The 22,539-nt window shown below is 67.0% G+C and carries 19 protein-coding genes and 2 pseudogenes; 14 read left to right on the top strand and 7 right to left on the bottom strand.

From position 1 onward, the window contains the following. Positions 1 to 33: 33 nt before the first annotated feature. The 3 genes from prs to ABEG18_RS25055 form a co-directional block, all read right to left on the bottom strand. Positions 34 to 1,527 carry a ribose-phosphate diphosphokinase gene (prs, locus tag ABEG18_RS25065; protein WP_406855746.1) on the bottom strand — a complete coding sequence of 498 codons (1,494 nt, stop codon included), beginning with the start codon at positions 1,525 to 1,527 and terminating at the stop codon, positions 34 to 36. 216 nt (positions 1,528 to 1,743) lie between these two features. Then, on the bottom strand, positions 1,744 to 2,082 hold the full coding sequence (locus ABEG18_RS25060; RefSeq protein WP_406855745.1) for a GYD domain-containing protein: 339 nt from the start codon (positions 2,080 to 2,082) through the stop codon (positions 1,744 to 1,746). A gap of 337 nt (positions 2,083 to 2,419) precedes the next feature. Beyond that, entirely contained in the window at positions 2,420 to 3,541 is a 1,122-nt protein-coding gene (locus ABEG18_RS25055) for a hypothetical protein (protein WP_406855744.1), read from the bottom strand. Here ABEG18_RS25055 and ABEG18_RS25050 point away from each other — a divergent pair. Continuing rightward, positions 3,540 to 4,103: an isochorismatase family protein gene (locus tag ABEG18_RS25050; protein ID WP_406855743.1), complete on the top strand. Its 564-nt coding sequence runs from the start codon at positions 3,540 to 3,542 to the stop codon at positions 4,101 to 4,103. The two genes, ABEG18_RS25055 and ABEG18_RS25050, sit on opposite strands and share 2 nt — an antisense overlap. Positions 4,104 to 4,116: 13 nt before the next feature. Then, positions 4,117 to 5,466, top strand: coding sequence for a nicotinate phosphoribosyltransferase (locus ABEG18_RS25045; protein WP_406855742.1), 1,350 nt, complete (start codon positions 4,117 to 4,119; stop codon positions 5,464 to 5,466). Positions 5,467 to 5,661: 195 nt separating this feature from the next. On the opposite strand, the gene ABEG18_RS25040 is transcribed toward ABEG18_RS25045, so the two are convergent. Together ABEG18_RS25040 and ABEG18_RS25035 are read right to left on the bottom strand one after the other, a co-directional pair. Further along, entirely contained in the window at positions 5,662 to 5,886 is a 225-nt protein-coding gene (locus tag ABEG18_RS25040) for a hypothetical protein (protein WP_406855741.1), read from the bottom strand. A 463-nt stretch (positions 5,887 to 6,349) separates the two neighbouring features. After that, positions 6,350 to 6,565 carry a ChaB family protein gene (locus ABEG18_RS25035; protein WP_406855740.1) on the bottom strand — a complete coding sequence of 72 codons (216 nt, stop codon included), beginning with the start codon at positions 6,563 to 6,565 and terminating at the stop codon, positions 6,350 to 6,352. Between the two features lie 292 nt (positions 6,566 to 6,857). On the opposite strand from ABEG18_RS25035, the gene ABEG18_RS25030 reads away from it, so the two are divergent. The 4 genes from ABEG18_RS25030 (at position 6,858) to ABEG18_RS25015 (ending at position 9,925) form a co-directional block, all read left to right on the top strand. Next, entirely contained in the window at positions 6,858 to 7,151 is a 294-nt protein-coding gene (locus tag ABEG18_RS25030) for a hypothetical protein (RefSeq protein WP_406855739.1), read from the top strand. 20 nt (positions 7,152 to 7,171) lie between these two features. Beyond that, complete coding sequence (ftsH, locus tag ABEG18_RS25025) at positions 7,172 to 9,022, top strand: ATP-dependent zinc metalloprotease FtsH (protein ID WP_406855738.1); 1,851 nt, start codon at positions 7,172 to 7,174, stop codon at positions 9,020 to 9,022. Positions 9,023 to 9,048: 26 nt separating this feature from the next. Then, positions 9,049 to 9,372: an alcohol dehydrogenase catalytic domain-containing protein gene (locus ABEG18_RS25020; RefSeq protein WP_406855737.1), complete on the top strand. Its 324-nt coding sequence runs from the start codon at positions 9,049 to 9,051 to the stop codon at positions 9,370 to 9,372. Positions 9,373 to 9,547: 175 nt separating this feature from the next. After that, positions 9,548 to 9,925, top strand: coding sequence for a P1 family peptidase (locus tag ABEG18_RS25015; protein WP_406855736.1), 378 nt, complete (start codon positions 9,548 to 9,550; stop codon positions 9,923 to 9,925). Positions 9,926 to 10,476: 551 nt separating this feature from the next. Here the strand turns inward: ABEG18_RS25015 and ABEG18_RS25010 are convergent. Beyond that, positions 10,477 to 10,695: pseudogene (locus tag ABEG18_RS25010) on the bottom strand (integrase core domain-containing protein); the annotation flags it as partial. 48 nt (positions 10,696 to 10,743) lie between these two features. After that, positions 10,744 to 11,622 carry a LysR family transcriptional regulator gene (locus ABEG18_RS25005; RefSeq protein ID WP_406855735.1) on the bottom strand — a complete coding sequence of 293 codons (879 nt, stop codon included), beginning with the start codon at positions 11,620 to 11,622 and terminating at the stop codon, positions 10,744 to 10,746. 92 nt (positions 11,623 to 11,714) lie between these two features. On the opposite strand from ABEG18_RS25005, the gene ABEG18_RS25000 reads away from it, so the two are divergent. The 8 genes and pseudogenes from ABEG18_RS25000 (at position 11,715) to ABEG18_RS24965 (ending at position 22,484) form a co-directional block, all read left to right on the top strand. Then, a complete protein-coding gene (locus tag ABEG18_RS25000) occupies positions 11,715 to 13,286 on the top strand; it encodes a proton-conducting transporter membrane subunit (protein ID WP_406855734.1) in 1,572 nt (523 codons plus the stop codon). 31 nt (positions 13,287 to 13,317) lie between these two features. After that, positions 13,318 to 15,723: pseudogene (locus ABEG18_RS24995) on the top strand (YbcC family protein); the annotation flags it as partial. Between the two features lie 240 nt (positions 15,724 to 15,963). Beyond that, positions 15,964 to 16,944 (top strand): LysR family transcriptional regulator, encoded by a 981-nt coding sequence (locus ABEG18_RS24990; RefSeq protein WP_406855733.1) that lies wholly within the window; start codon positions 15,964 to 15,966, stop codon positions 16,942 to 16,944. Between the two features lie 68 nt (positions 16,945 to 17,012). After that, complete coding sequence (locus ABEG18_RS24985; protein WP_406855732.1) at positions 17,013 to 18,182, top strand: acyl-CoA dehydrogenase family protein; 1,170 nt, start codon at positions 17,013 to 17,015, stop codon at positions 18,180 to 18,182. A 173-nt stretch (positions 18,183 to 18,355) separates the two neighbouring features. Further along, complete coding sequence (locus ABEG18_RS24980; RefSeq protein WP_406855731.1) at positions 18,356 to 19,462, top strand: amidase family protein; 1,107 nt, start codon at positions 18,356 to 18,358, stop codon at positions 19,460 to 19,462. Then, a complete protein-coding gene (locus ABEG18_RS24975; RefSeq protein WP_406855730.1) occupies positions 19,459 to 20,652 on the top strand; it encodes a CaiB/BaiF CoA transferase family protein in 1,194 nt (397 codons plus the stop codon). The genes ABEG18_RS24980 and ABEG18_RS24975 overlap by 4 nt, the downstream gene beginning before the upstream one ends. Then, positions 20,652 to 21,440: an enoyl-CoA hydratase gene (locus tag ABEG18_RS24970; protein ID WP_406855729.1), complete on the top strand. Its 789-nt coding sequence runs from the start codon at positions 20,652 to 20,654 to the stop codon at positions 21,438 to 21,440. The genes ABEG18_RS24975 and ABEG18_RS24970 overlap by 1 nt, the downstream gene beginning before the upstream one ends. Positions 21,441 to 21,500: 60 nt before the next feature. Further along, positions 21,501 to 22,484: an ABC transporter substrate-binding protein gene (locus ABEG18_RS24965; protein WP_406855728.1), complete on the top strand. Its 984-nt coding sequence runs from the start codon at positions 21,501 to 21,503 to the stop codon at positions 22,482 to 22,484. Positions 22,485 to 22,539 lie beyond the last annotated feature (55 nt).

Below are 22,539 nucleotides of genomic sequence, written 5' to 3'. Positions count from 1 at the left end.
CCGACTTGGTGAGACGGTCTCGCCTTCGGGGCCTCAGTGATTGAGGTCACTCAGCCAGCCTGCCTCCCTGGCGGCCGTCGCGACGGCGCCGCTGACGTCCAGCACGTCAATCCGGTCGGTGTGGCGCGCCATCAGATCGGCCGTCAGAGGGACGGAATTGGTGACGGCGACCCGGTCCGCATCGGATGCAAAGAGGGCGGAGGCGCCGCCGATAAAAAGGCCGTGGGCAGCGACGCACAAGACCCGCGCGGCGCCGCGCTTCCGGCACTCCGCCACCGTGCGGGCCATGGAGCCTCCCGTACTGATGAGATCGTCCACGATGACGGCCGTCCGGCCGGCGACGTCGCCGGCGAACAGGTCACCCCACACCTCTCCCTGGCTGCGCTGCTTCTCCATGAACGCCTTGGAGATCGCCTCCCCGGTCGCCTCTTCGAGCGCCAGGCGCAGGGCCTCGGCGCGCTTCATCCCGCCCGTGTCCGGCGAGACCACCGCGAGCCTTTCACCCCGCGCAGCCTTCAGCAGATAGGGGAGCATGACCTCGTGCACGCCGACATGGACCTTGGGGACCCGGAAAGCGTTCTCGAAAGCCGCCGGGTTGTGGACCTCGACGGTGGAGACCCCGTCGACGCCCATCGCCTCGAAAAGCTGAGCGACATAGCGTGTGCTGACCGGGTCGTTGGGCTTCGTCCGCCGGTCCTTGCGCGCGTAGCAAAGGTACGGAGCGATCACCCTTGCCCGTCTCACGCCAGAATCCTTGAGGGCGCCGATGAAGAACAACAGGCGGCAGAGCTTGTCGTTGGCGCTCTGCGTCTCGTCGGCGTGCAGGCTGTGGACCACGATTGCACAGCGACCCTGGACGGGACGGAGCGGCCTGGCCTTGTGCTCCCCGTCCTCGAACACCCGCTCCTCATGCTCGGAGAGCTCGCAGCCGAGCGCGTGCGCGACCGCAAGCCCGAAGTCGTGGGAGGCGCCGAGCGCGAAAACGAGGGGAGCGTCGTCGCGCGCCTGGCGCAGGGCCGCCGGGCGCCTGGCCCCTGCGGCCGCCTGGCTCCTGGGCTCCGGCGCGAAACCTCCGACCACGGCGTCGACCGCCCCGCCCGCGGTGGAGACGGGAAGAACCAGGATCTCCAGGTCTTCCCGCTTCGTCCCCGCGCGATCCGCGCGCGCCAGGACAGGTTCCCCGGCCGCCAGCACGGCATCGAAAAGCCTGCGCAGCCGGACCGACATGCGCCTGTTCGGCGCTGATCCGAGCTTTGCGAAGGAGCCGCCCAGCAGCTGTTCCGCCTGCGGACCGGCGTGCAGCCGATCGTAGTCCCTGCCGGCAGCGGCCCGAAACGCGAACCCCCACGGAAAGGCAGGGAACCCAGCGCGCTGCGCGTCCTCCCAGGACGGGGCAAGGCTGGCGCCTCGCAACGCCGTCCAGGACTCGGACATCTGGCGGAGCCGTTCCGAACCCGCCCGCGCCGCGTAGTCGAGTTCACCGAAGAGCCGTCTGAGCGGCGGATCGCCGAGGGCGAGGCTGGTCATCACGGGGCTCCTGCGGTCCACGTTGATCTCCTGGGACGCAGCGATAGATCACCCCGCAGCCGAGCGCCTTGCGCATTCTCAGCCGGATCCGTGGCCGCGCCCTTGCAGCAGGGCTGAGAAATCGCCCAAGCTTCAGCTCCTGCCCAGAACGCAGAACTGCTGTCCCGGGACAGCGGCGGCCGGATCTGAAAATGACCTGCAGCCGGACCGGATGCCTCAGGCGCGGGCTTGGCCTGCCGCCCGGAAACTCGCCGCCAGTGGGGCGGCCTTGGCGAAGGCGTCCTTCATCTCGCTCCCCGTCATGGCGAGCGTGGTCTTCAGATCCGTGACCCCGCCGGCCGCGGCGGCGATGATGGCGGCGGTCGCCACGCCCTCCTGCGGGCCTTCAGACACCAGCATGAAGTCGTAGTCGCCGAAAGTCATGTAGTAGGAGAGGAGCTTGCCGCCCGACTTCGCGAAGAGCTGGGCTACAGCTTCAGAACGGTCCTCCGGACGCATGATCATGCCGGCGACCGCCTCGCGAGTGAACCGCCCTTGGGTGATGAAGACTGGCATCACGACCTCCCTTTGAGGTCCGCTGAGAGCGGCCTCGTTGTCAGGACAATCCCGCTCCAAGCTCTATTGCGCCGGTTTGGCGACGCGCGGCCAAGCCCCAGTCGCCTCCGCCCATTACGCGGCCGATCTCGGCACAATGCGGCCAGCGTCCCGTGCGGCGTCGTACAGGGTCTAGGAAAAAGTATTCATCACGTTTCGGAGCGTCAAAGCAAAGCTTAACAGGACAGACATGCGGCTGCAACCGATGCTCACCAGCTCACGGCGACATCGGTGACTGAGGCCGCGGGCCTGGAGGCCTGCGGAGGTCTTTGCGGGACGGTGAGGCTCCGGGATCGAATCAGCTGAGCTCGCTGGCGGCGCGGTCGGCCAATCTTAGATACGCGCGCCCTAGAGGCGGCCATTTTTCCGGCTGTCGGGGGCTCGGCTCCAGGAGGTGGCGGAGAGAGAACCTCGCTCTCATTATGGCTCGAAGGCTCCGGTAGAAAGCCAGGAGCGCAGAGGGCGGGCGGTAACCCAGGCGTTCGGCCGCAGTCTCGATCAGAATGGGACCGATGAAGCCGGAGCCCAGGCGGTCGCATTCGAGCCCCAGATAGGCGAGCTCGTCGAAAGGACTGACACAGCGCAATCCATAGCTGAACTCCAGGCAGTCGATCACGAGGGGATGCGCTCCCAGCCAGATATGTTCGGGACGCAAGTCGCCATGCCCCTCTACGATGCGCCCCATCTCAACAGGTCGGCAAACCGGATCGGATCGGGAGCCCACGAACCTGAGCTGGGCTCCGATGATGCGTCGCAGGAACGATGGCGACAAGTTGAACCGCGCGTGAGACAGCGTTGCGCGCGCCTCGAGGATCTCGCGCCTGATCTGCGCCCGGTACTCTTCGGGATCCGCGCTGGCCGTCGGCGCCGCGGCATAGAACTCAGCGAGCCGATGGGCCAAGATCTCGACGCGATGTCTTGGAATTCTGCCGCCGCGCGCAAGATTGTCGAGGAACAACCCCTCGGGTAGGCGCTTCATGTGGACGAGCCAATCGATGACGCGTCCCTCGCCTCCCAGGGCTAGCGCCTCGCCGATCCGGACGACCGGAACGACCCCGATATAAGTGTCGGGCGCAAGTCGCCTGTTCAGGCGAACCTCGTTTTCCGAATTGCGGCGGCGGGCGTCCGCCGTGCGGAAATCGAGATCTTTGTCGTGCACGGGTTTTTTCAGCTTGAAAACGTCGCCCGGCGTCAGGAAGACCCACGACGTCCTCGTTTCACGTAGCTCCACGAGGGCGCCACGGGCGCTCAACAACGCCAGCACGGCGGCGGGTTCACACGGCGGGTTTGGCTCTTCCGCCAACAGGCTCTCCATGATCTGACCATGACGGCGAGCGACCATCCCGATCCTGCCCTCCCTCAGCGAGGGCGCCGAATCAAAATCATCGATCCGGCGGGGGCGCGACGGGACGACATCCATGACCGCCACTTTCACACCCAAAGACGCTCTGCTGCTGGTGGATCTCCAGAATGACTTCTGCTCAGGCGGAGCGCTCCCCGTGCCTGATGGAGATCATGTGGTTCCAGCCGCAAACCGATGGATCAGCCGTGCGGTCCAAGGCGACGCAACCATTGTTGCTTCGGCCGATTGGCATCCCGCCCAGCATCCAAGTTTCGTTCCGAATGGCGGCCCCTGGCCTGTCCACTGCCTCGCAGGGTCCCGGGGCGCCGCCTTCCACCCCACCCTCCGACTGCCGCCGGGCTTCGTCTTGGTCACCAAGGGCACTCGGTTGGACCGCGATCAGTATTCCGCCTTTGACGAGACCGGGCTCGCGGATTGGCTTGGGGGCCGAGGCGTCCGACGGGTCTGGATCGGCGGGCTTGCGGAAGACATATGTGTGCGCGCCACGGCCTTGGCCTCCGCCGCAGCCGGCTTTGAGACGCATCTGCTCACGGAATGTACGCGCGGGCTTAGCCCCGAAGGCTCCGCCGCCACTCGCATGGAAATTCTTGATGCGGGCGTGTTCCTCACGGAAGTCTGACGAGGTATGCACCATGGCGCTCCCTCTCTTCGCCGACCTCTACCAGTTCACCATGCTGCATGCCTACTGGGCCCTTGGGATGAGCGAGCCGGCGACCTTCAGTCTGTTCGTGCGCAAACTGCCGCCCGGTCGCAATTACCTCGTCGCTTGCGGGCTTGCGGATGCTTTGGCCGAAGTCGAGAAGATGCGGTTCTCACCGGAGGATGTAGAGCACCTGCGAAGTCTGGGATTGTTTCCGCCCAAATTCCTTGAGTACCTCGCTCGGCTTCGGTTCACTGGTCACATCGACGCCATTCCCGAAGGCGAGCTGGTCTTCGAGAATGAACCCATTCTGGAGGTCACTGCCCCGATCGGTCAGGCCCAGATCGTCGAAACCTTTCTGATGAACCAGATCGGGCTGCAGACATTGCTTTCAAGCAAGGCGGCGCGCATCGTGAAAGCCGCAGCCGGGCGGCCGGTGGTCGATTTTGGATCCCGCCGCGCGCAAGGCCTCGATGCGGCGCTCAAGGGCGCTCGGGCTTTTGCGATTGCGGGTGTTTCGGCGACCTCGAACGTGTTGGCTGGACAAATCTACGGGCTACCCGTGACCGGTACGGTCGCCCATAGCTTCATCGCAGCGTTTGATAGCGAGGGCGAGGCTTTCCAGCGTTTCGCCCACCTCTATCCCACCACCATTCTTCTCGTGGATACATACGATACGCTGCACGCCCTTGAAAAGATCGTTCGTCTCATCGAAAGCGGACGCTTGCCCCGCACGCTCAGGGGCATTCGGCTCGACTCAGGCGACTTGGACTATCTCTCCCGGGCAGCTCGCATCATGCTCGACCAGGCCGGATTGGCGAACATCCAGATCTTCGTCAGCGGCGGGCTGGACGAGACCAAGATCGACGCCTTGGTGGCCGCGAAGTGCCCCATTGACGCTTTCGGCGTTGGAACCGCCATGAGCGTCTCATCCGACGCCCCTGATTTGGATTTCGCTTACAAGCTTACGGAATACGGCGGAAAGGGCCGAATGAAGCTCGCAGCCGGTAAGCACTCGCTGCCTTGCCGAAAGCAGGTGTACCGCCAGCATCGCCATGGTGTTTATACGCGGGATATCATCGCCTTGCATGATGAGCTCGTCGTTGGTGAACCCTTGCTGCAGCCGGCTATGCAAGACGGGCGCATGCTCGAAGCCGTGAACCGGGCAGTAGGGTCGATCCGGACGCGCGCGAAGGACAGAATGGCGCGCTTCCCAGAAGCCGTCCTCGGGCTTGCGCCGCTCAGGCCGCCTTATTGCGTGGAGATCAGCCCGGCTCTGCGCGCTCGGGAGCGGTCCTTGCGCGAAGCGCTCGTGCGGACAGGTGGCGAACTTCGCAGTTGACCGGCAGTTGAGCGGCATGTCGAATACCGAGAGGCGATCGTCGCCGGCCGCGGATCTCGCCGTTGGTCGAACCAATCGTGGCCGAGGCGCTCACCAGCATCTCCAGCGAGGCAGGGGCGTTGCTTTCCCATGGCCACACGAGCGAGAGCCTGACGCTCGGCGCACAACTCCTACGCCGGTTCACCGGCGGCGTGCTCAGACACGGTGGCGATCGGTCCAGACCGGGCCAGCACTCCATTCTCGGCCATGCCTCAATTGGCGGATGGGCCGCATATCCGCAAGAGCCCGCCCCCCCAACGTCAGCCGATAGGCAATCGAGCCCAACTTGCCTTTACTGGCGCCAGAAACTTCGATCAGGTCGTTCGCCAGCAGCGCCATGATGTCAGTTTCGATCTTTTCATCCCGCCTGGTGAGAGGCATGACCAGCGCCCCATCGGATCCGCACAATGAGGCGATCCTATCTACACGCCGTTTCATTGCTCTTCTCCCTCATCCCTCACCGATGTCACATTCGGGATCTCAGGCTCGGAGGCGACTCCCGACCCGTCTATCATCCCTGCGGGTTACATTTTTTGAAGCAGATATACCATCAGTTTACAATATTGGTCTTTCGGTAAAACGAGTGGACTCTAAGGGACGGCTCAATACTATCTCATTTCAGGCAGTATGTGGGGTGGTAACGTCTATATTTGAATTCTGCGACGCGTAACTGAGGATGATTATGCCGCAATTCCGTGTCGGCGCCATGATCCATCTCAATGCACTGACAGGCGAACGCACTGAGCCCCTCCCACCGCCGCCTCCCGCAGACACCAACTCGCTGTGATCCTCCTGGCCTCCTACATCGGGCGATGATCCTTGTCGGTATGCTTTGACGGTCGCCTTATTCCGGCGCGATCTTGACCCAGCTTCCCCCGGCTTTGCGATAGCCCTTTTTGACGGCGCTCCAGGCGATCCGGAAGGCGATTCCTTCTGCGTCACGATCATCCGCATGGGCCTGCCAAGCGTGATTGAACGCTGCCACGAAGATCTCCTGAGCATGACGGGGGAGATGATCGCGCACGGACGGCGGCAGATCCTCGATATCGCGGTACGGCATGGCGATGATCCTCCAGGTCAATGGCCCGCCGCGGGTGGCGCATGGGCGTCCAGCCGGCGGCCGCAACGCACGGTCGCCGAGCGCATCCTCGGTGATACCTCGTCGAGCGCCCCTGCTCCTCTTCGGCGTGGGGATATGACTATTGATCCATCGTAATGCGGACTGGTCCGCGCTTGGCTAGACTCATGCATCGTTCTCTTGGCGTGTCGCGAGCCGCCCGGCTTTGCGCCATAGGTCTCCACGGATCGATGCCATGACAGTCCCCAGCACACATCCTTCAGCGGAGACGAGCGTGTCCGGATCGCCGCACGAAGCGACCCGGGCTGCCCTCGCCCTCGCGCGCCAGATCGCCGCGAGCCAGGCTCGCGCGCTCGCCTCCGGGGCGGATGTGGCGCAGGCCATGCTGGCCTGCGCCGACACGGGACCCCAACGGGTGTTCGATGCGCTCGCCGTCGCGGGCGCGAACGCGATCATCGACGCAGGTCTGATCGGGACGTTGAGCCTCGGCCTCGCGCGCGAGGCTTCGCGCCCCTTCGGTGAATTCTTCCCTTCCACGGACGCCGACGAAGCCCCCCTGCCCGAGTGACGGCCTTGAGGACGCGAAACGTGGACAAGACCCGCAAGCTCGACCTCAGCTTCATCATCATGATGGTGGTTGGCGGCCTGCTGCTGCAGCAGGTCTGGAGCGTTTGGCGGGAGGTGGAAACCATCCCCTACAGCGAATTCCAGGCCCTGCTCAAGGACCACAAGATCGCGCAGGTCTCGGTCGCCGACCGGTATCTGCAGGGCGCCTTGAAGGAGCCCCGAAGCGACGGGCGCAAGTCCGTCATGGCCGTCAGGGTTCCCTCTGAAGTCGCGTCGGAGCTGGAGGCGGCGGGCGTCCCCTTCTCGGGCGTCGCGGAGAGCGGCTGGCTCGGAACGATTTTGGGCTGGATCGTGCCGGCGCTCATCTTTTTCTGGATATGGCGCCTGGTTCTGGGCCGGATCGGTTCGGGAATGGGCGGCCTGATGTCCATCGGCCAGAGCAAGGCCAAGATTTTCGTGGAGAAGGGCATCAAGGTTGGGTTCAGCGACGTCGCCGGGGTGGATGAGGCGAAGGAGGAGCTGCAGGAGGTCGTCGCCTTCCTCCGCGACCCGAAGACATTTGGCCGGCTCGGAGCGCATGTTCCGAAGGGCGTCCTTCTCGTCGGGCCTCCGGGCACCGGCAAGACCCTTCTCGCCAGGGCCGTCGCTGGCGAAGCCGGCGTGCCCTTCTTCTCGATCAATGGATCCGAATTCGTCGAAATGTTCGTCGGCGTCGGCGCGGCGCGCGTGCGGGATCTCTTTGACCAGGCGCGGCGCAGCGCGCCCTGCATCATCTTCATTGATGAGCTGGATGCGCTCGGTCGCGCCCGGGCGCTGCTCGGCGTGGCCGGCGCCAACGACGAGAAGGAGCAGACCCTGAACCAGCTGCTGAGCGAACTCGACGGCTTCGATCCGAGCGCCGGGGTCGTGCTGCTGGCCGCGACGAACCGCCCGGAGATCCTGGATCCCGCTCTGCTGCGCGCCGGTCGCTTCGACCGCCAGATCATCGTGGACCGGCCCGACAAGCCGGGACGCGAAGCCATTCTGGCGGTGCACCTGCGCAAGATCCTGCTTGCCCCCAGCGTCGATCCGGGCGTGATCGCGGCCCTGACCCCGGGGTTCACCGGGGCGGATCTGGCCAATCTGGTGAATGAAGCCGCCATCATGGCGACCCGGCGAGGGGCCAAGGAGGTCGCTCCGGAGGATTTCGTCTCTGCGGTCGAGCGCATCGTCGCCGGACCCGAGAAGCGCAACCGGCTGATCAACGCCGCTGAACGCAAGATCGTGGCCTTCCATGAAATGGGTCACGCGCTCGTGTCGCTCTGCTTGCCTGGGCTCGACGTCGTCAAGAAGGTGACCATCCTTCCGCGCAGCATCGGCTCCCTGGGCTATACGCTGCAAGTGCCGACCGAAGACCGCTATCTCATGCGTCGGTCCGAGCTGGAGGCGAAAATGGCGGTCCTGCTGGGTGGGCGCGCGGCCGAAAGGCTGGTCTTCGCCGATGTGTCGACCGGCGCATCCGACGACTTGCGCAAGGCGACCGAGATCGCGCGTGCGATGGTGACCCAATACGGCATGGAGCCGAGCCTGGGCGAAGCGGTATTCGAGGATGCGTCCGATCCGACGACCGCATTCCGCCTGACCGCCGGCGGCGCCTCGCTCAGCGACGAGACGGCGGCGGCTCGGGACGCCGCGATCATTCGACTGGTCGCCGAGGCAGAGGCGAGCGCCCGGCGCATTCTCGACCAGCGCCGCGACCTGCTCGACCGATGGGCGTTCCGCCTCTTCGAGCGCGAGACCCTCCCCGAAAACGACATCGTGGAGCTGCGCGCTGAGCTGGCGGGCGCCCCCTCGCACGATGCAGGCCGGACGGTAGCTCTCGCCGGGAGGTGAGCATCGCCATGCTCGAGAGGACAGCCATGGTGCTGGACAAGGCGGCGGCGCCGCTGTGCGTCGAGCGTCGGCCTTGTCCGCGTCCGGGCTGCGGCGAGATCCTGATCGCCGTGCAGGCCTGTGGAGTTCGCCGAACCGACCTGCACATCGTAGACGGCGAGTTGGCCTCGCCCAAATCGCCGCTCATCCCCGAACACGAGGTGGAGGGTCGGGTGGCCGCGCTCGAAGTCGGCGTGGCCGGCCACATGCTCCGCAAGAGGGTCGGCGCGCCATTGTCAACACCAACTCGCGTCCAGGCGCCTCGCTTTCTCCCAGCAATCCTGTCCTCAGACAGTTTGACCGGGAGGTGATCGAAAGCCGCAGGGCCGTGGTCTCGGACATCCACATGGGCGCGGTCAGCCGTCGCTTCCTCGTCCTCGTAGGCACCCCCGTCGAAATGCCGGACGGGGATTTCTCCAGCATGGCGACAGGGGTCGACCCAAAGGACATCCTTGCGATTGTTCGGGGTCGCAAGGAGATCTGATCATGACCCGCAAAGCCCGCGCACGGGATCTTGGTTCGCCCTTCCCCGACCGGCCAGGACCGTGGAACGCCATCACTGACGTGCCCGGGTTGGAAGTCGGCTTCACCACGCTCGTAGAAGGGGATGGGGCGAAGGCTGTCCGCACCGGAGTCACTGCTATCCTGCCGCGAGGCGGTGCGAGCGCAGCCGGGGCGGTGTGGGCCGGCGCGGATTCCTTCAACGGCAATGGCGAAATGACAGGGCTGCATTGGGTCGCGGAGGCTGGGGCCAGGTCCCAAAACGCAAAACTCCCCGGCGCTGGGGAGCGTCGGGGAGTTTTGGGAGTGTTGGTTGCGGGGACGCGCAACCACCGAAAGTTGAGTATTTTCTGCGCTGTTTAGAATCTTAGATCTGCTTCTACCCCCAAGCAGAAATGGGTTACGTCTGCCTTCCTCCGTAGGAGCGGCCCGCAGAATCAACTTAGAATTTGTCCCAGCCTCCGCCTGCGACCTTGCGGGTCGTTGGAGCCGCGCGGTTTGGCTTTGGTGCAGAAGCCTTCTCCGCCCTTCGCTGTAAACTGGAGGGCTGCTTCGCAGGCAGGCGGACTGGGCGCGCCCGTTGCCCCTCGTGCGTCTGGAAAATCGAGACAATCTCGTTCAGCCGCTCGATTTGCGAGGCCAGCGCCGACGCCGATGCGGCGCTCTCTTCGGCCAACGCAGCATTCTGCTGTGTCATCTGATCCATCTGAGCGACGGGCGCATCGCCCTGAGCATTGCTCGCTCCAGCAGCCGCAAGTGCGGCCGCACTGGCAAGACTCACCAAGAGCCAGGCTGCCAAAGTGAGCGAGTCAGATTCTAACGAGCCAGCGTTGAGACTTAAGACGCAACATGTGTCTTCCAGATTTGGTGCGGTTCTTCGGCGCGGATTGACCTGATCCCCTCGATGCTTCGTTTATCATCAAATCCGTTCTGGTGTGGTCCTGTTTGGACCGGGCTGCAAACCCGTTTGGGGTGCGGCCGCCGAGACTCGTGTGAAGCCGGCGGCCGCTGAAGTCGATCCGCCAAGCTTCGATGATCCGACGGGCCGCCGGCATGCCCCGGAACAGGTGCTCGTTCACGCGCTCGTCGTGGATGCGGCCTTTCAGGCTCTCGACGAACGCGCTTTGGATCGGTGTTCGGGACGATCATTGACCCACTCTGCGGCTTTGCATCTCTCGGCGTCAGATCGCCTTCTCGGCCAGGAGTTCGCGGAGGAGCGAGTTCGGGAATCGGCGCTCCACGGCGACTGCGTAGAAGGTCTCGACGATGCCCGGGAGCCTGCCGGCCTCCACCAGCAGGCCCGTGGCAATCTCGTCCCTCACAACGATGGGCGGCAGGACGGCAAGGCCAAGGTCCTCGCGCGCGAGCAGGCGCATCAAGGCCATGTCCTCAACCTCGGCCACAATGCGCGGACGGACGTTGAGGCGGTCCGTCAAGGCGTCGAAATCGGCGCGGATGCTGCTGCCGCTGTGAGGCAGGATAAGCGGTTCCGTGCGCAGGCGCTCCGCGAGGGAGGCCGCGACGGCGAGGCGCGCGGGCGTGCCGACGAGGCTCACGGGCTGCTCGGCGATCCGGTGCGTGACGAATGGCGTCAGCGCGTCCCGCGCCGGCGCCTGATCGGTGAGCACAACGTCGAGGCTGAGCATCTCGAGCGAACGCAGCAGTTCCCCGGCCCCGCCCGAGCGCAAGACGAGCTCGATGTCGTTTCGCCCGAGGACGGGTTTCAGAAAGGCCATTTGGAAATTGCGCGAGAGGGTGGCCAACGCCCCCACCCGTAGCGCCTGACGGGCCGCGCCGACCTGCAGCAGCGTCGAGAGCAGGTCCTTACCCGTCGCGAAAATCGCGTCGGCATGATCGAGCGCGATCCGCCCCGCCTCGGTGAGGTGGAGTTGCCGGCCACGCCGTTCGAAGAGCTGATGGCCGAGCTGCTCCTCGAGTTTGCGGATCTGAACCGAAAGGGCCGACTGTGTGAGGTTAAGGCGGACCGCCGTGCGCGTCAGGTTTCCGTCATGAGCGACGGCCCAGAAGTAGCGCAAGTGATTGTAGTTCAGGGCCGCCATCGTTCGATGTTAACGAACGTTTTGAGACAAACAATGCATTTAATTTCTGGAACGCCAAGCGCTACGCCGGGGGTCACTGCCGGAGGTGACCCATGCTCCTTGCCCTCACACCGCTCGTCGCCCCCTTGCCACTTCTGATCGTCGCGTTATTCGGACGACTCTCCGCCGGGCGGCGACCGCGCTTCCTTGCAGCTTTGGCGGAGGGAGCCGCCCTCTTCGCGCTGGTTGTGTCTCTCGGCTCTCTTGTCGTTCTCTGGGCCGAAGGGCCAGTCGTCAGCCCTCTTCTGGGTGCTGGCGGGATCGGCCTGTCCGCGCGGATCGATGTCGTGAGCGTCACGATGCTCCCGCTGGTCGCCTTCGTTGGCTGGGTGGTGGTCCGGTACAGCCGGACCTATCTGAACGGCGAGCCCCGCCAGGGCGCCTTCACGGGCACGCTCTGCGTCGCCCTCGCGGCGGTGCTGCTGCTCGTCCAGTCAGGCAACCTCGTGCAACTCGTCGCCGCATGGCTGAGCGTGAGTCTGTGCGTCGACCGGCTGCTTTTATTTTATCCCGGGCGGGTCTCGGCCCAGCGCGCCGCGCGCAAAAAGTTGGTGTCCTCCGGCGGGGGAGCCATGGCGCTTGTGGCTGCTGCGGCTCTCCTCGTCATCGCCTACGGCGTCGCCGACATCGCCACGATCAACGCCGCCGCCCGGGCAGGCGAGGCGCCCTGGACGGCCCTGGCCGCGGCGGGCCTCCTCGCACTCGCCGCCATCCTGAAATCCGCGCAGTTCCCGACCCATGGCTGGCTGACGGAGGTCATGGAAGCGCCGACGCCAGTCTCGGCCTTGCTTCACGCCGGCGTCGTGAATGCCGGCGGCTTTCTGCTGATCCGCTTCGCCGACCTGATGCTGGCGGCGCCGGGTATCCTGGCCGTGCTCGCCATCGTGGGCGGCTTCACGGCCCTGTTCGGGGCCGTGGTCATGCTGACGCAGACTGCGGTGAAGACCTCGCTCGCCTGGTCCACCGTGGCCCAGATGGGCTTCATGATCCTGCAATGCGGCCTGGCGCTTTTCCCCCTCGCGCTGCTCCATCTCGTGGCCCACTCGCTCTATAAGGCGCACGCCTTCCTGGCCGCGGGCGGGGCGGTGGAGAGAGTCGCGTCCATCGCGCGGCCTGGCCCGGTGGCGACGCCAAACGTAGCCGCGGTGGGGCGCGCCTGCCTTGCGGCGCTCGCCATCTATGCCGCGATCGGCGCGGCCTTCGGGGCTGTCTTCGGGCTCGAGCACAGGCCGCCGCAGGCGCTCGCACTGGGGGCGATCCTGATTTTCGGAGTGGCCTATCTCCTCGCGCAGGGCCTCGCCGATGCCGCCCCCCGCGCACTAACGCGCAGAACGGCGGTCGCCTCTCTGGCTTCGGCTCTCGGCTATTTCACGCTTCACACGATGGCCGAGAGGCTGACGGCCGGTACGCTTCCCGCCACGCCCGCGCCTGGGCGCCTAGAATGGACGCTCATCGGCCTTGCCATCCTGAGCTTCGGCCTTGTCGCGATCGCGCAGATGCTGCTCCCGCTCTGGTCGCGCCATCCCGCCGCAACGGGTCTGCGCGTCCACCTATCCAATGGCCTCTATGCGAACGCGCTCCTTGATCGGCTGCTCGGCGGCTGGCTTGTCCGCAAGGCCTTCTGAGCCTGCCTCGCGATCCATGACAGGTGACCCCATGCTGATGACCTCTGAACCCATTTCGTCGCCGTCCTCGTTGTCCGGGCCGACGCAGCAGGCGATCGTCGCGGCGGCGGACCGCGCGGCCCGCGCGATTCCGCCCCTCTGGCCCCTTTCCTCCAGCGTGGCCGTGAATGTGTTCATGGGCCAGGCTGGCGAACCGCTTCCCGACGCGGCGGCCCGCTTGAGGCGGGTCGCCGGTGCAAGGATCACCATGCCTCGCGCGTGGTACGGCGAGCGGATAAGGGAGGGCGCGATCATCGACGCGGACCTCGCGGCCGCGCTGGGCGCCGCCGACGAGCAGCGCCGACCGCGAACTCTGGATTTGCTGAAGCAAGCCGTTAGGCAGGAGCCGCCGCCGCCGAGGGCGCTGCCCACTGTCGCCGACCTCGCGCGCGAAGCCGGCGGCGTCGACTGGCCAGGGCTGATCGCCGAGCGCATCGGGCACTGGGCGGCCGGATACTTCGACAAGGGCCAGGCCCTCTGGGCCGCCCCGCGGGAAGGAAGCCCCTATCCGGCCTGGCGCGTCTTCGCTACGCACGACATTACACCGGAAATCGCCGGCCTTCGCGGCTTCGCCGCCACGGTCGCTGGCGCGCCCGAGACAGCCGCACAGGCGCTGGCGCGCGCCGTCGCGCGGCTGGGCCTGACCGAGGCGGCGCTAGACACCTATTTTCACCGGCTGCTGATGGATCTCGGCGGTTGGGCGCAGTTTGCGCGGTTCCGGCTCTGGGAGGCAGAGCTGGCCGGCGAGGCCGATGACGCCGTGACTGAGATCCTGGCCATTCGCATCCTGTGGGAGGAAGCGCTGTTTCTCCAGGAAGGCTTGCTGTTGCAGGACGGATGGCGGAAGACGATCGCCGCGCACGCCCGGCCGCTGGCTCCCACGCACGACGACGTCGTGGACGCCGTTCTCCAGGACGCGGTAGAGCGCGCCGCGCAACGCCGGTTGCAGGCCGAGCTTGGCTCTTCGACGGCCGCGACGGCGCCGACCTTGCCGACCCTTCAGATGGCTTTTTGCATCGACGTGCGCTCCGAGATATTCCGGCGCGCACTGGAGAGCCTGGACCCCGGCATCCAAACGCTGGGTTTCGCGGGCTTCTTCGGCCTGGGCCTGTCGCATCGTCGTTTCGGATGTGAAGCGGCTGAGTCGCGGTCGCCGGTTTTGCTGAAGCCGGGCCTCTTCACCTGCGCGGGAGATCCGTCGTCAGGCGGCGCAGCCCGGGAGCGGGCGGCGCGCGTGGCGGCCCGGGCAAAGCGGGCGTGGGGCCGCTTCCGGCTGGCCGCCATCTCCTCCTTCGCCTTCGTTGAGGCGGCCGGTCCGATTTACGCCGGAAAGCTGCTGCGTGACGGCCTGAGCCTCGCGCCGGTCGAGGCGCCGGGGGGCCCGGCGCCGCGCTTCGAGCCCGCATTGCCATTCGAATCTCGGCTCGACATGGCCGCTAGGGTCCTAAAGGCGATGTCGCTGACGGGCGACTTCGCCCGGATCGTGGTGTTGGCCGGACATGGCGCGGGCGTCGTGAACAACCCGCACGCCAGTGCTCTCCAATGCGGCGCCTGCGGCGGCTACGCGGGGGACGTGAACGCCCGCCTCTTCGCACGGCTCCTCAACGAGCCGGACATACGCGCCGGCTTGGCCGAACAAGGCGTCGTCATCCCGCAGGATACGCTCTTCGTCGCCGCTCTTCACGACACGACAACCGACAGCGTCACACTCTACGACTGCGACGGTCCCAGAAACGGCCACGCCAAGCTTCTTGCCCAGGTGAAAAGCTGGTTCGCCGCCGCCGGCGCGCTTGCGCGGGGAGAACGGGCGCTCCGCCTTCCAGGGTCGGGCCGCTCCGGGGACATCAGGCGGCGTGCGCGGAACTGGGCGGAGCTGCGGCCCGAATGGGGCCTTGCCGGGTGCCAAGCCTTCATCGCCGCTCCACGCCGGCGTACGAAGGGACGCAACCTGCAGGGCCGCGTCTTCCTGCACGACTATGACTGGCGGCGGGACGAGGATTTCGGGGTGCTCGAGCTCATCCTGACCGCGCCTGTAGTGGTCGCGAGCTGGATCAGCCTGCAGTATTACGGGTCCAGCGTCGCCCCGGAGACGTTCGGCGCGGGTAACAAGCTCCTCCACAACGTGACTGGCGGGATCGGCGTGGTCGAAGGCAATGGCGGGCTGCTGCGTGCAGGCCTGCCCTGGCAATCCGTGCATAACGGGGCCCATCTGGTCCACGAGCCGCTTCGCCTATCCGTCCTTGTCGAAGCTCCGCGGCAGGCCATCATTGCGATACTCGAGCGCCATCCCGACATCCGCCCCCTGTTCGAGAACGGCTGGCTGAGCCTCTTCGCCCTCGATGACCAGGGGCGGATGGCTTGGCGATACCAAGCCGGACAGCGCTGGCAGGCTTTGGCGAAGCAGAACGAGCCTCATACGCAGCCGGAGCAGGCGAGCGGCCGGACTGGCGGTTGCGCTCAGGCAACTTTGGACTCTCACGTGCTTCAAAGTCATCAAGCCTCCCTGACATTCATCGTCGACGTGCTGAAAACTCCCTGTCGCTCCACAGCGCCGGGGAGTTCTGCGTAAGGAATTCCCGAGTAGGCCGGCCGCTCCGCGCCCCTAAATGGGGCCGATTGGGCGCGCCCTCGAGCAATGATGCTGGCGCGGCGGGCCGTGGGCCAGCATCATCGCGGCATGTTCCGGCACGACCTTCTCAGCCTGCGCCTGTTCGTCGCCATGTGCGAAGCCAAGAGCCTCAGCCGCGCAGCCGAGCAGTTGAACCTCGCCGTGTCGGCCGCGAGCCGGAGGGTGAAGCTGCTGGAGCGGGAGGCCGGGGCCGACCTAGTCCTACGCAAGCCGCACGGGGTCGAGCCAACGTCTGCGGGCCTCACCATGCTGCGCTACGGGCGCATCGTGCTGCGGCTCGCGGACCAGTTCGCGGCGAACATGGCGGAACACCGCAGCGGCGTTCGCGGCCGCGTGAGGGTCTTCGGCTCCAGCTCGGCCCTGGTGCAGCGCCTCGCTTCGGATCTCGCCCGCTTCACCAAGGCGCATCCCGACATCAAGCTGGACCTGGAAGAGCGCCCCACGGTCGAGACCATCGAGGCCATCCAGCGCGGCCAGGCGGACATCGGCGTCATCGTCCGCGGGGCGGCGACGCAAGGACTGCTCACCTATCCGTACACGGAGGACCGGCTGGCCGTCGCGGTCCCGGCCGACCATCCGCTGGCGAGCCGCCATTGCGTGACTTTGGAGACGCTGTTCAACGAGGACCTCGTCTCGCTCGACGCCGGAACGGCGATCCATCGCCTGATCACCGAACGCGCCCGGGACGCCGGACGCTACCTGAAGCTGCGCGTGCAGGTCCGCAGCTTCGAGGTCATGTGCCAGATGATCCGCCATGGCCTGGGCGTCGGCATCCTCCCCGAGGACGCGCTGCGGCCGCTCGCCGACGCGCTTGGCTTGCGGCTCGTTCGCTTGGACGAACCCTGGGCCAATCGCGCGCTGGAGATCTGTATCTCGGCCGAGGATCCGCTTGATGCACCGGCGGCGCGGCTCATGGCCGAACTGCTGGGCGTCTCGGACGCACGGCGCGAGGACACACGGTCCGCCGGTTTCGAAGATCTGGAAATCTGAGTTCCCGCAATTCTCATTCCAGCAAAACGCCAAATAGCGTGTACTGCAGCGGACACAGGGATGTTCCGATGCCCATCTCCATGCCTTCGGCTCACGACCACTCCGACCTTCGTGAGGCCATCCGCGATCTGTGCAGCCGCTTTGACGGCGCTTATTGGCGCCAGGTCGACGAGGAACGCGGCTACCCGGAAACATTCGCCGACGCCCTGACTCGCGCCGGCTGGCTGGCGGCGCTGATCCCGCAGGAGTTCGGCGGGTCCGGCCTCGGCCTGACCGAAGCCTCCATCGTCATGGAGGAGATCAACAGGTCCGGCGGCAACTCGGGCGCCGTGCACGGCCAGATGTACAATATGTCCACGCTCCTGCGGGCTGGCTCCGCGGAGCAGAAGGAGCGCTACCTGCCGCGGATCGCGTCCGGCGAGCTCCGGCTGCAGTCCATGGCCGTCACCGAACCGACCACCGGGTCCGACACCACCAAGCTGAAGACGACCGCGGTGCGCAAGGGCGACCGCTGGGTCATCAACGGCCAGAAAGTCTGGACCTCCCGCGTGCAGCACTCGGACCTGATCCTGGTGCTCGCCCGCACCACCCCGCTGGACCAGGTCGCCCGCAAGTCCGAAGGCCTCTCCGTGTTCCTCGTCGAGACCGCGCAGGCGCTGGGCGACGGGATGTCGCTGCGGCCGATCCGCAACATGGTCAACCACGAGACCAACGAGGTGTTCTTCGACAACCTCGAAGTGCCGGCCGAGAACCTTGTCGGGGCCGAAGGGAAGGGTTTCAAGACCATCCTGGAAGGCCTCAACGCCGAGCGCGTGCTGATAGCCGCCGAGTGCGTGGGCGACGCCTTCTGGTTCGTCGACCGGGCGCGGCGATACGCCAGCGAGCGGGTGGTGTTCGACCGGCCCATCGGCCAGAACCAGGGCGTCCAGTTTCCGATCGCCCGCGCGTATGTGAACGCCCAGGCCGCCGACCTGATGCGCTACAAGGCGGCCGCGCTGCACGACGCCGGGCAGCCCTACGGGGCGGAGGCCAACATGGCCAAACTGCTGTGCGCAGACGCGTCCTGGGAGGCCGCCAACGCCTGCCTGCAGACCCATGGCGGGTTCGGCTTCGCGGCCGAATACGACGTGGAGCGCAAGTTCCGCGAGACGCGGCTCTACCAGGTGGCGCCGATCTCGACCAACCTCATCCTGGCCTATGTGGGCGAGCACGTCCTCGGCATGCCGCGGTCCTACTGACGATGTCGGCCGCGGCGTCCTCCCCCTCAAATCCCCCGCATACGACCTCGCCGGAGCGTCTGGCGTGGATCCGGCAGGCTGGCGCGCGGCTGGGATGCTTCGTCGAGGTCGCACGGGAGCTGGCGCCCGCGCCCGAAGGGCCGCTTTCCGGCCTCGCCTACGCGGCGAAGGACATGTTCGACGCGCCGCGGCGCGCGCCCGGGTGCGGGCTGCCGAAGCCCCCGGGCGCGGCGCCGGCCACCGCCGCCTCCGTGCTGGACACCCTCGACCGCGCGGGCGCGCTTCGGGTCGGCTTCACCCAGATGACGCCCCTGGCTTTCGAGCCTTCGGGTGCGAACGAGCCGCTGGGCCGCCCCGTCAATCCTCGCTCGGCCCACCGCATCTGCGGAGGGTCGTCGTCCGGCTCCGCCGTGGCGGTCGCGGCGGGGCTGGTGGATTTCGCCGTCGGCTCGGACACGGCTGGATCGCTGCGCATTCCGGCGCAGGCCTGCGGGGTGGCCGCATGGAAGCCCACGCACGGGCTCGTTCCGGTGGACGGCGCCATGCCGCTCGCGCCCTCGCTGGACAGCATCGGATTCCTGGCCGGGTCCTGCGCGGTGCTGGCGCGTCTCGGGGAGGTGTTCGCGTCCTCCGGCTCGGGACCGATGCGGCGCGTCGCAGTCGCCGAGGACGTCGTCGCCCAATGCCGGCCCGCGGTAGCGCGCGCGGCCGACGCCGCCCGGCATGCCCTGCCCGTCCCGTCCGCGCCACTGGACCTGCTGCGGCTGCTGAATCGGTGCGACGGCCCCTGCCTGATGCTGCTGCAGGCCGAAGCGGCCGAACAGCACCGGGCTCTCCTGGCGAGCGGAGCGCTGCCCGGAACTCTGGCGCGGCGATTGGCCAAGGGCGCCGCCCTCCCGGCCGCCGAGATCGCGGAGGCGCGCGCCGCCATGGCCGCGTTCCGGGGGACCCCGGCCGCCGGAATCCTGCAAGGGGCTGACGCCATCCTGCTTCCGGTCATGCGGATCGAGACGCCGACCGTCGCAGCCTGCGACCCCGCCTCGCCGGAGTTCAGCGCGCGGACGCTCTACGAACTCTCCGCCCTGACGCGTTTCGTCAACCTGCTCGGCTGGCCGGCGGTCGCGGTCCCGGCCGGCGCGGACGAGGCGGGCGCGCCGCTTGCAGTGCAACTGGTCGGGCCGCCAGGATCGGATCGCGCGCTCCTGGCGCTGGCGATGGAACTTGAAGCCCGCCTCGCCGCGGACCCGTCATCCACCCGTGTTTCGGAGATGCGCGCATGACGACGCCTGACCCCTCGCGGGCGCTCGAAGGCCTGGTCGTCCTGGACCTGACCCGCGTCAGGGCCGGCCCGACATGCTGCCGGGTCCTGGCCGACTTCGGCGCGGACGTGATCAAGGTGGAGGCGCCGCCCGGCGTCGACCCGAACGAGTTTATGTCCGGGCCCCGCCACGGCTATGACATGCAGAACCTGCATCGCAACAAGCGCTCGCTGACGCTGAACCTGAAGCGGCCCGAAGGCCGCGACGTGTTCCTGCGCCTGGTCGAGACCGCGGACGTCGTCGTCGAGAACTTCCGGCCGGACGTCAAGGATCGGCTCGGGATCGACTACGAGTCCCTGAGGCAGGTGAACAAGCGCATCATCCTGGCCTCGATCTCGGGCTTCGGCCAGACCGGCCCCTATCGGGATCGCGCCGGCTTCGACCAGATCGCGCAGGGCATGGGCGGGCTGATGTGGGTGACGGGCCTTCCCGGGCAAGGCCCTGTCCGCGCCGGCGTGGCGGTGGCCGACAGCGCGGCGGGACTTTACGCGGCGACCGGGATCTTGGTCGCCCTCCAGGAGCGCGAGCGCTCGGGAGAGGGCCAGTGGGTCCATACCTCGCTCCTGCAGGCCCAGATCGCGCTCTGCGACTTCCAGGCCGCGCTGTACCTGGTCGACGGCGAGGTCCCCGGGCAGGCCGGGAACGAGCACCCTTACTCCACCCCGATGGGCGTCGTCGCCACGGCGGACGGCTTCATCAATATCGGCGTCGGCGGCGAGGGGCACTGGGCGAATTTCTGCCGGGCCATCGAGCGCCCGGATCTGCTGGAGGATCCGCAATTCGCCACCCAGGCGGACCGGTTTCGCAACCGGCCGAAACTGCGCGAGATCCTGGCGGAGGTGTTCCGTCAGCGCGGCTCGGCCGAATGGCTCGAGCGGCTGGAGCGCGAGCGCGTCCCGGCGGGCCCGATCTACCACATGGACGAGGTGTTCGCCGACCCGCAGGTCCAGCATCTCGGGATCGCCGCGCCCGTCCGCCATCCGGCACGCGGCGACATCCGGGTGGTCGGCCAGCCGGTGCAGCTGTCCCGCACGCCCGCAGCCGTGGTCAGCGCCGTGCCGGATCCAGGCGAGCACACGGACGAGGTGCTGGCGCGAGCCGGCTACGGCGCCGGCGACATCGAGCGCCTCCGTCGCGCGGGAGTGGTGTGATGGAAGAGCCGACGATCCGCTACCAGGTGCGCGCCGGCGTCGCCGAGCTGTCGATTGACAATCCCGCCCGGCGCAACGCCATGACGATCCGCATGTGGCGCCTGCTCCCGGAGCTCGTGACCGAAGCCGAGAATGACCGGGAGGTCCGGGTGATTCTGCTCACGGGTGCTGGGGACCGCGCCTTCTGCGCGGGAGCCGACATCTCCCAGTTCGGCGAGGCGCGCGACACCGAGGCGGGCGTCGTAGCTTACGACGACGCGGTCGCGCGGGGCGATGCGGCGTTGATGAACGTCTCCAAGCCCACCGTGGCCGCCATCAGGGGCGCGTGCTTCGGCGGCGGCATGGGCTTGGCGATGGCCTGCGACCTGCGGTTCGCCGCGGCCGGATCGCGTTTCCGGGTTCCGGCGGCCCGACTCGGGCTCGGCTATAGCCTTGAGGGCGTGCGCACCCTGGTGCAGAAGGTTGGTTTCACAGTGGCTTGCGACATCCTGCTCTCGGCCCGGATCGTGGACGCCGACGAGGCCGCCCAGCTTCGGATCGTAAACCAGGTCTGGCCGGAGGAGCGCTTCGACGACGAACTCGCCGGCCGCCTCGCCATGATCGCCGGCAACGCGCCACTCACGCTGCGCGCCGCCAAGCGCGCGCTGGCCGAACTCGGCCGCCCCGAGACGCAACAAGATCCGCAGGCCGTGGCCGATCTGGTCGAGGCCTGCTTCCGGAGCGCCGACTATCGGGAGGGCCAAGCGGCCTTTCGCGAGAAGAGGGAGCCGGTTTTTCGCGGCGAATGAGGGTTCCCGCGAGGGCCGAGGTTAGGCTGCACTTGGCAGGCCGCACTTGGGAGGTGTGTGATGCAACGTCGTACCATGCTGGGGGGCCTCGTGGCCCTCGCCGTGACCGCAACGGCGTCGTTCGCCGCGCGGGCTCAAACCGCTCCGCTGAACCCGCCCGTCACCCTGACGGTCGGCTACCAGAAGGTGGGCCACCTTGCGCCGATCATCCTGCTGGATGACGAGCTCAAGAAACAGGGCGTTGAGATCAAGCTCGTCGAGTTCGCCCGTTACGCCGACGCCCGCACGGCGCTGCTGTCGGGCTCGCTGGACGCCTCCGCGGTCGGCCCGGCGGACCTCGCCATCGCGCTCGCCAACGGCTCGACCAACGTGGTCGGCATCATGGGCGTGGGTTCTTCGCCGAAATACGTGATCGGCCGCACCGGCCTCAAGCTGGACAGCTGGGACGACCTGAAGGGCAAGAAGGTCGGCATCGCGCCGGGCTCGGCCGTGTGGTTCCAGTTCGCCGCGACGCTCACCGAGAAGGGCATGCCCTATTCGAGCATCAACGCCGTCAACATCCAGGGCGCGGGCACGAATTTCGACCAGGCGCTCCAGCGCGGCGACGTCGACGCTATCGTCACATGGGAGCCCTTCGAGTCCATCCCGGTGATCCAGGGCTATGGCTTCTTCGCCAAGAACCTCGACTATAGCCAGTCGAAGGCCGTCGGCGCGGAGCTCGGCATGCTGGTCGCCACCAAGAACGCCGCCACCGAAAAGCGCGCGGCGCTAGAGCGGTTCGTCCACGCCTATGTGGCCAAGATGAATGCCCTGTCGAAGTCGCCGAAGGACTTCTCGGAAGCGATCTCCAAGCTGACCGGGCTCGAGCTGCCGGTTGCGACCAAGGTCGCCGAGGTGATCAAGCTCGGCCCGGTGATCACGCCCGACCAGATCAAGCGCCAGGCGAAGGCGTTCCACGATCTCGGCGTCATCCAGAAGGACGTGTCCGGCGAGATCGACAAATATTGGGACGCCTCTTTCGTGAAGTCCGCGACTGGAGGCTGACGCGAGGGACGCGGTCGCCCCGCGGCCGCGTCCGCCTACCCCATGACCGTCCCCG

The sequence above is a fragment of the Alsobacter sp. KACC 23698 genome, from assembly GCF_045348435.1.
In the GTDB taxonomy this organism is placed as follows: Bacteria; Pseudomonadota; Alphaproteobacteria; order Rhizobiales; family Beijerinckiaceae; genus Alsobacter.
Note: the sequence above shows the minus strand (reverse complement) of the source record. Positions and strands in the feature narration are given on the sequence as shown.

Excerpts from the sequence above, each read along its gene's own strand:
- prs (WP_406855746.1), bottom strand. The coding sequence starts at position 1,527 with ATGACCAGCCTCGCCCTCGGCGATCCGCCGCTCAGACGGCTCTTCGGT.
- ABEG18_RS25020 (WP_406855737.1), top strand. The coding sequence starts at position 9,049 with ATGGTGCTGGACAAGGCGGCGGCGCCGCTGTGCGTCGAGCGTCGGCCT.
- ABEG18_RS24980 (WP_406855731.1), top strand. The coding sequence starts at position 18,356 with ATGTTCGACGCGCCGCGGCGCGCGCCCGGGTGCGGGCTGCCGAAGCCC.
- ABEG18_RS25060 (WP_406855745.1), bottom strand. The coding sequence starts at position 2,082 with ATGCCAGTCTTCATCACCCAAGGGCGGTTCACTCGCGAGGCGGTCGCC.
- ABEG18_RS25035 (WP_406855740.1), bottom strand. The coding sequence starts at position 6,565 with ATGCCGTACCGCGATATCGAGGATCTGCCGCCGTCCGTGCGCGATCAT.
- ABEG18_RS25055 (WP_406855744.1), bottom strand. The coding sequence starts at position 3,541 with ATGGATGTCGTCCCGTCGCGCCCCCGCCGGATCGATGATTTTGATTCG.
- ABEG18_RS24975 (WP_406855730.1), top strand. The coding sequence starts at position 19,459 with ATGACGACGCCTGACCCCTCGCGGGCGCTCGAAGGCCTGGTCGTCCTG.
- ABEG18_RS25005 (WP_406855735.1), bottom strand. The coding sequence starts at position 11,622 with ATGGCGGCCCTGAACTACAATCACTTGCGCTACTTCTGGGCCGTCGCT.
- ABEG18_RS24990 (WP_406855733.1), top strand. The coding sequence starts at position 15,964 with ATGCTGGCGCGGCGGGCCGTGGGCCAGCATCATCGCGGCATGTTCCGG.
- ABEG18_RS25040 (WP_406855741.1), bottom strand. The coding sequence starts at position 5,886 with ATGCCTCTCACCAGGCGGGATGAAAAGATCGAAACTGACATCATGGCG.
- ABEG18_RS24970 (WP_406855729.1), top strand. The coding sequence starts at position 20,652 with ATGGAAGAGCCGACGATCCGCTACCAGGTGCGCGCCGGCGTCGCCGAG.
- ABEG18_RS24985 (WP_406855732.1), top strand. The coding sequence starts at position 17,013 with ATGCCCATCTCCATGCCTTCGGCTCACGACCACTCCGACCTTCGTGAG.
- ABEG18_RS25050 (WP_406855743.1), top strand. The coding sequence starts at position 3,540 with ATGACCGCCACTTTCACACCCAAAGACGCTCTGCTGCTGGTGGATCTC.
- ABEG18_RS25000 (WP_406855734.1), top strand. The coding sequence starts at position 11,715 with ATGCTCCTTGCCCTCACACCGCTCGTCGCCCCCTTGCCACTTCTGATC.
- ABEG18_RS24965 (WP_406855728.1), top strand. The coding sequence starts at position 21,501 with ATGCAACGTCGTACCATGCTGGGGGGCCTCGTGGCCCTCGCCGTGACC.
- ABEG18_RS25015 (WP_406855736.1), top strand. The coding sequence starts at position 9,548 with ATGACCCGCAAAGCCCGCGCACGGGATCTTGGTTCGCCCTTCCCCGAC.
- ABEG18_RS25045 (WP_406855742.1), top strand. The coding sequence starts at position 4,117 with ATGGCGCTCCCTCTCTTCGCCGACCTCTACCAGTTCACCATGCTGCAT.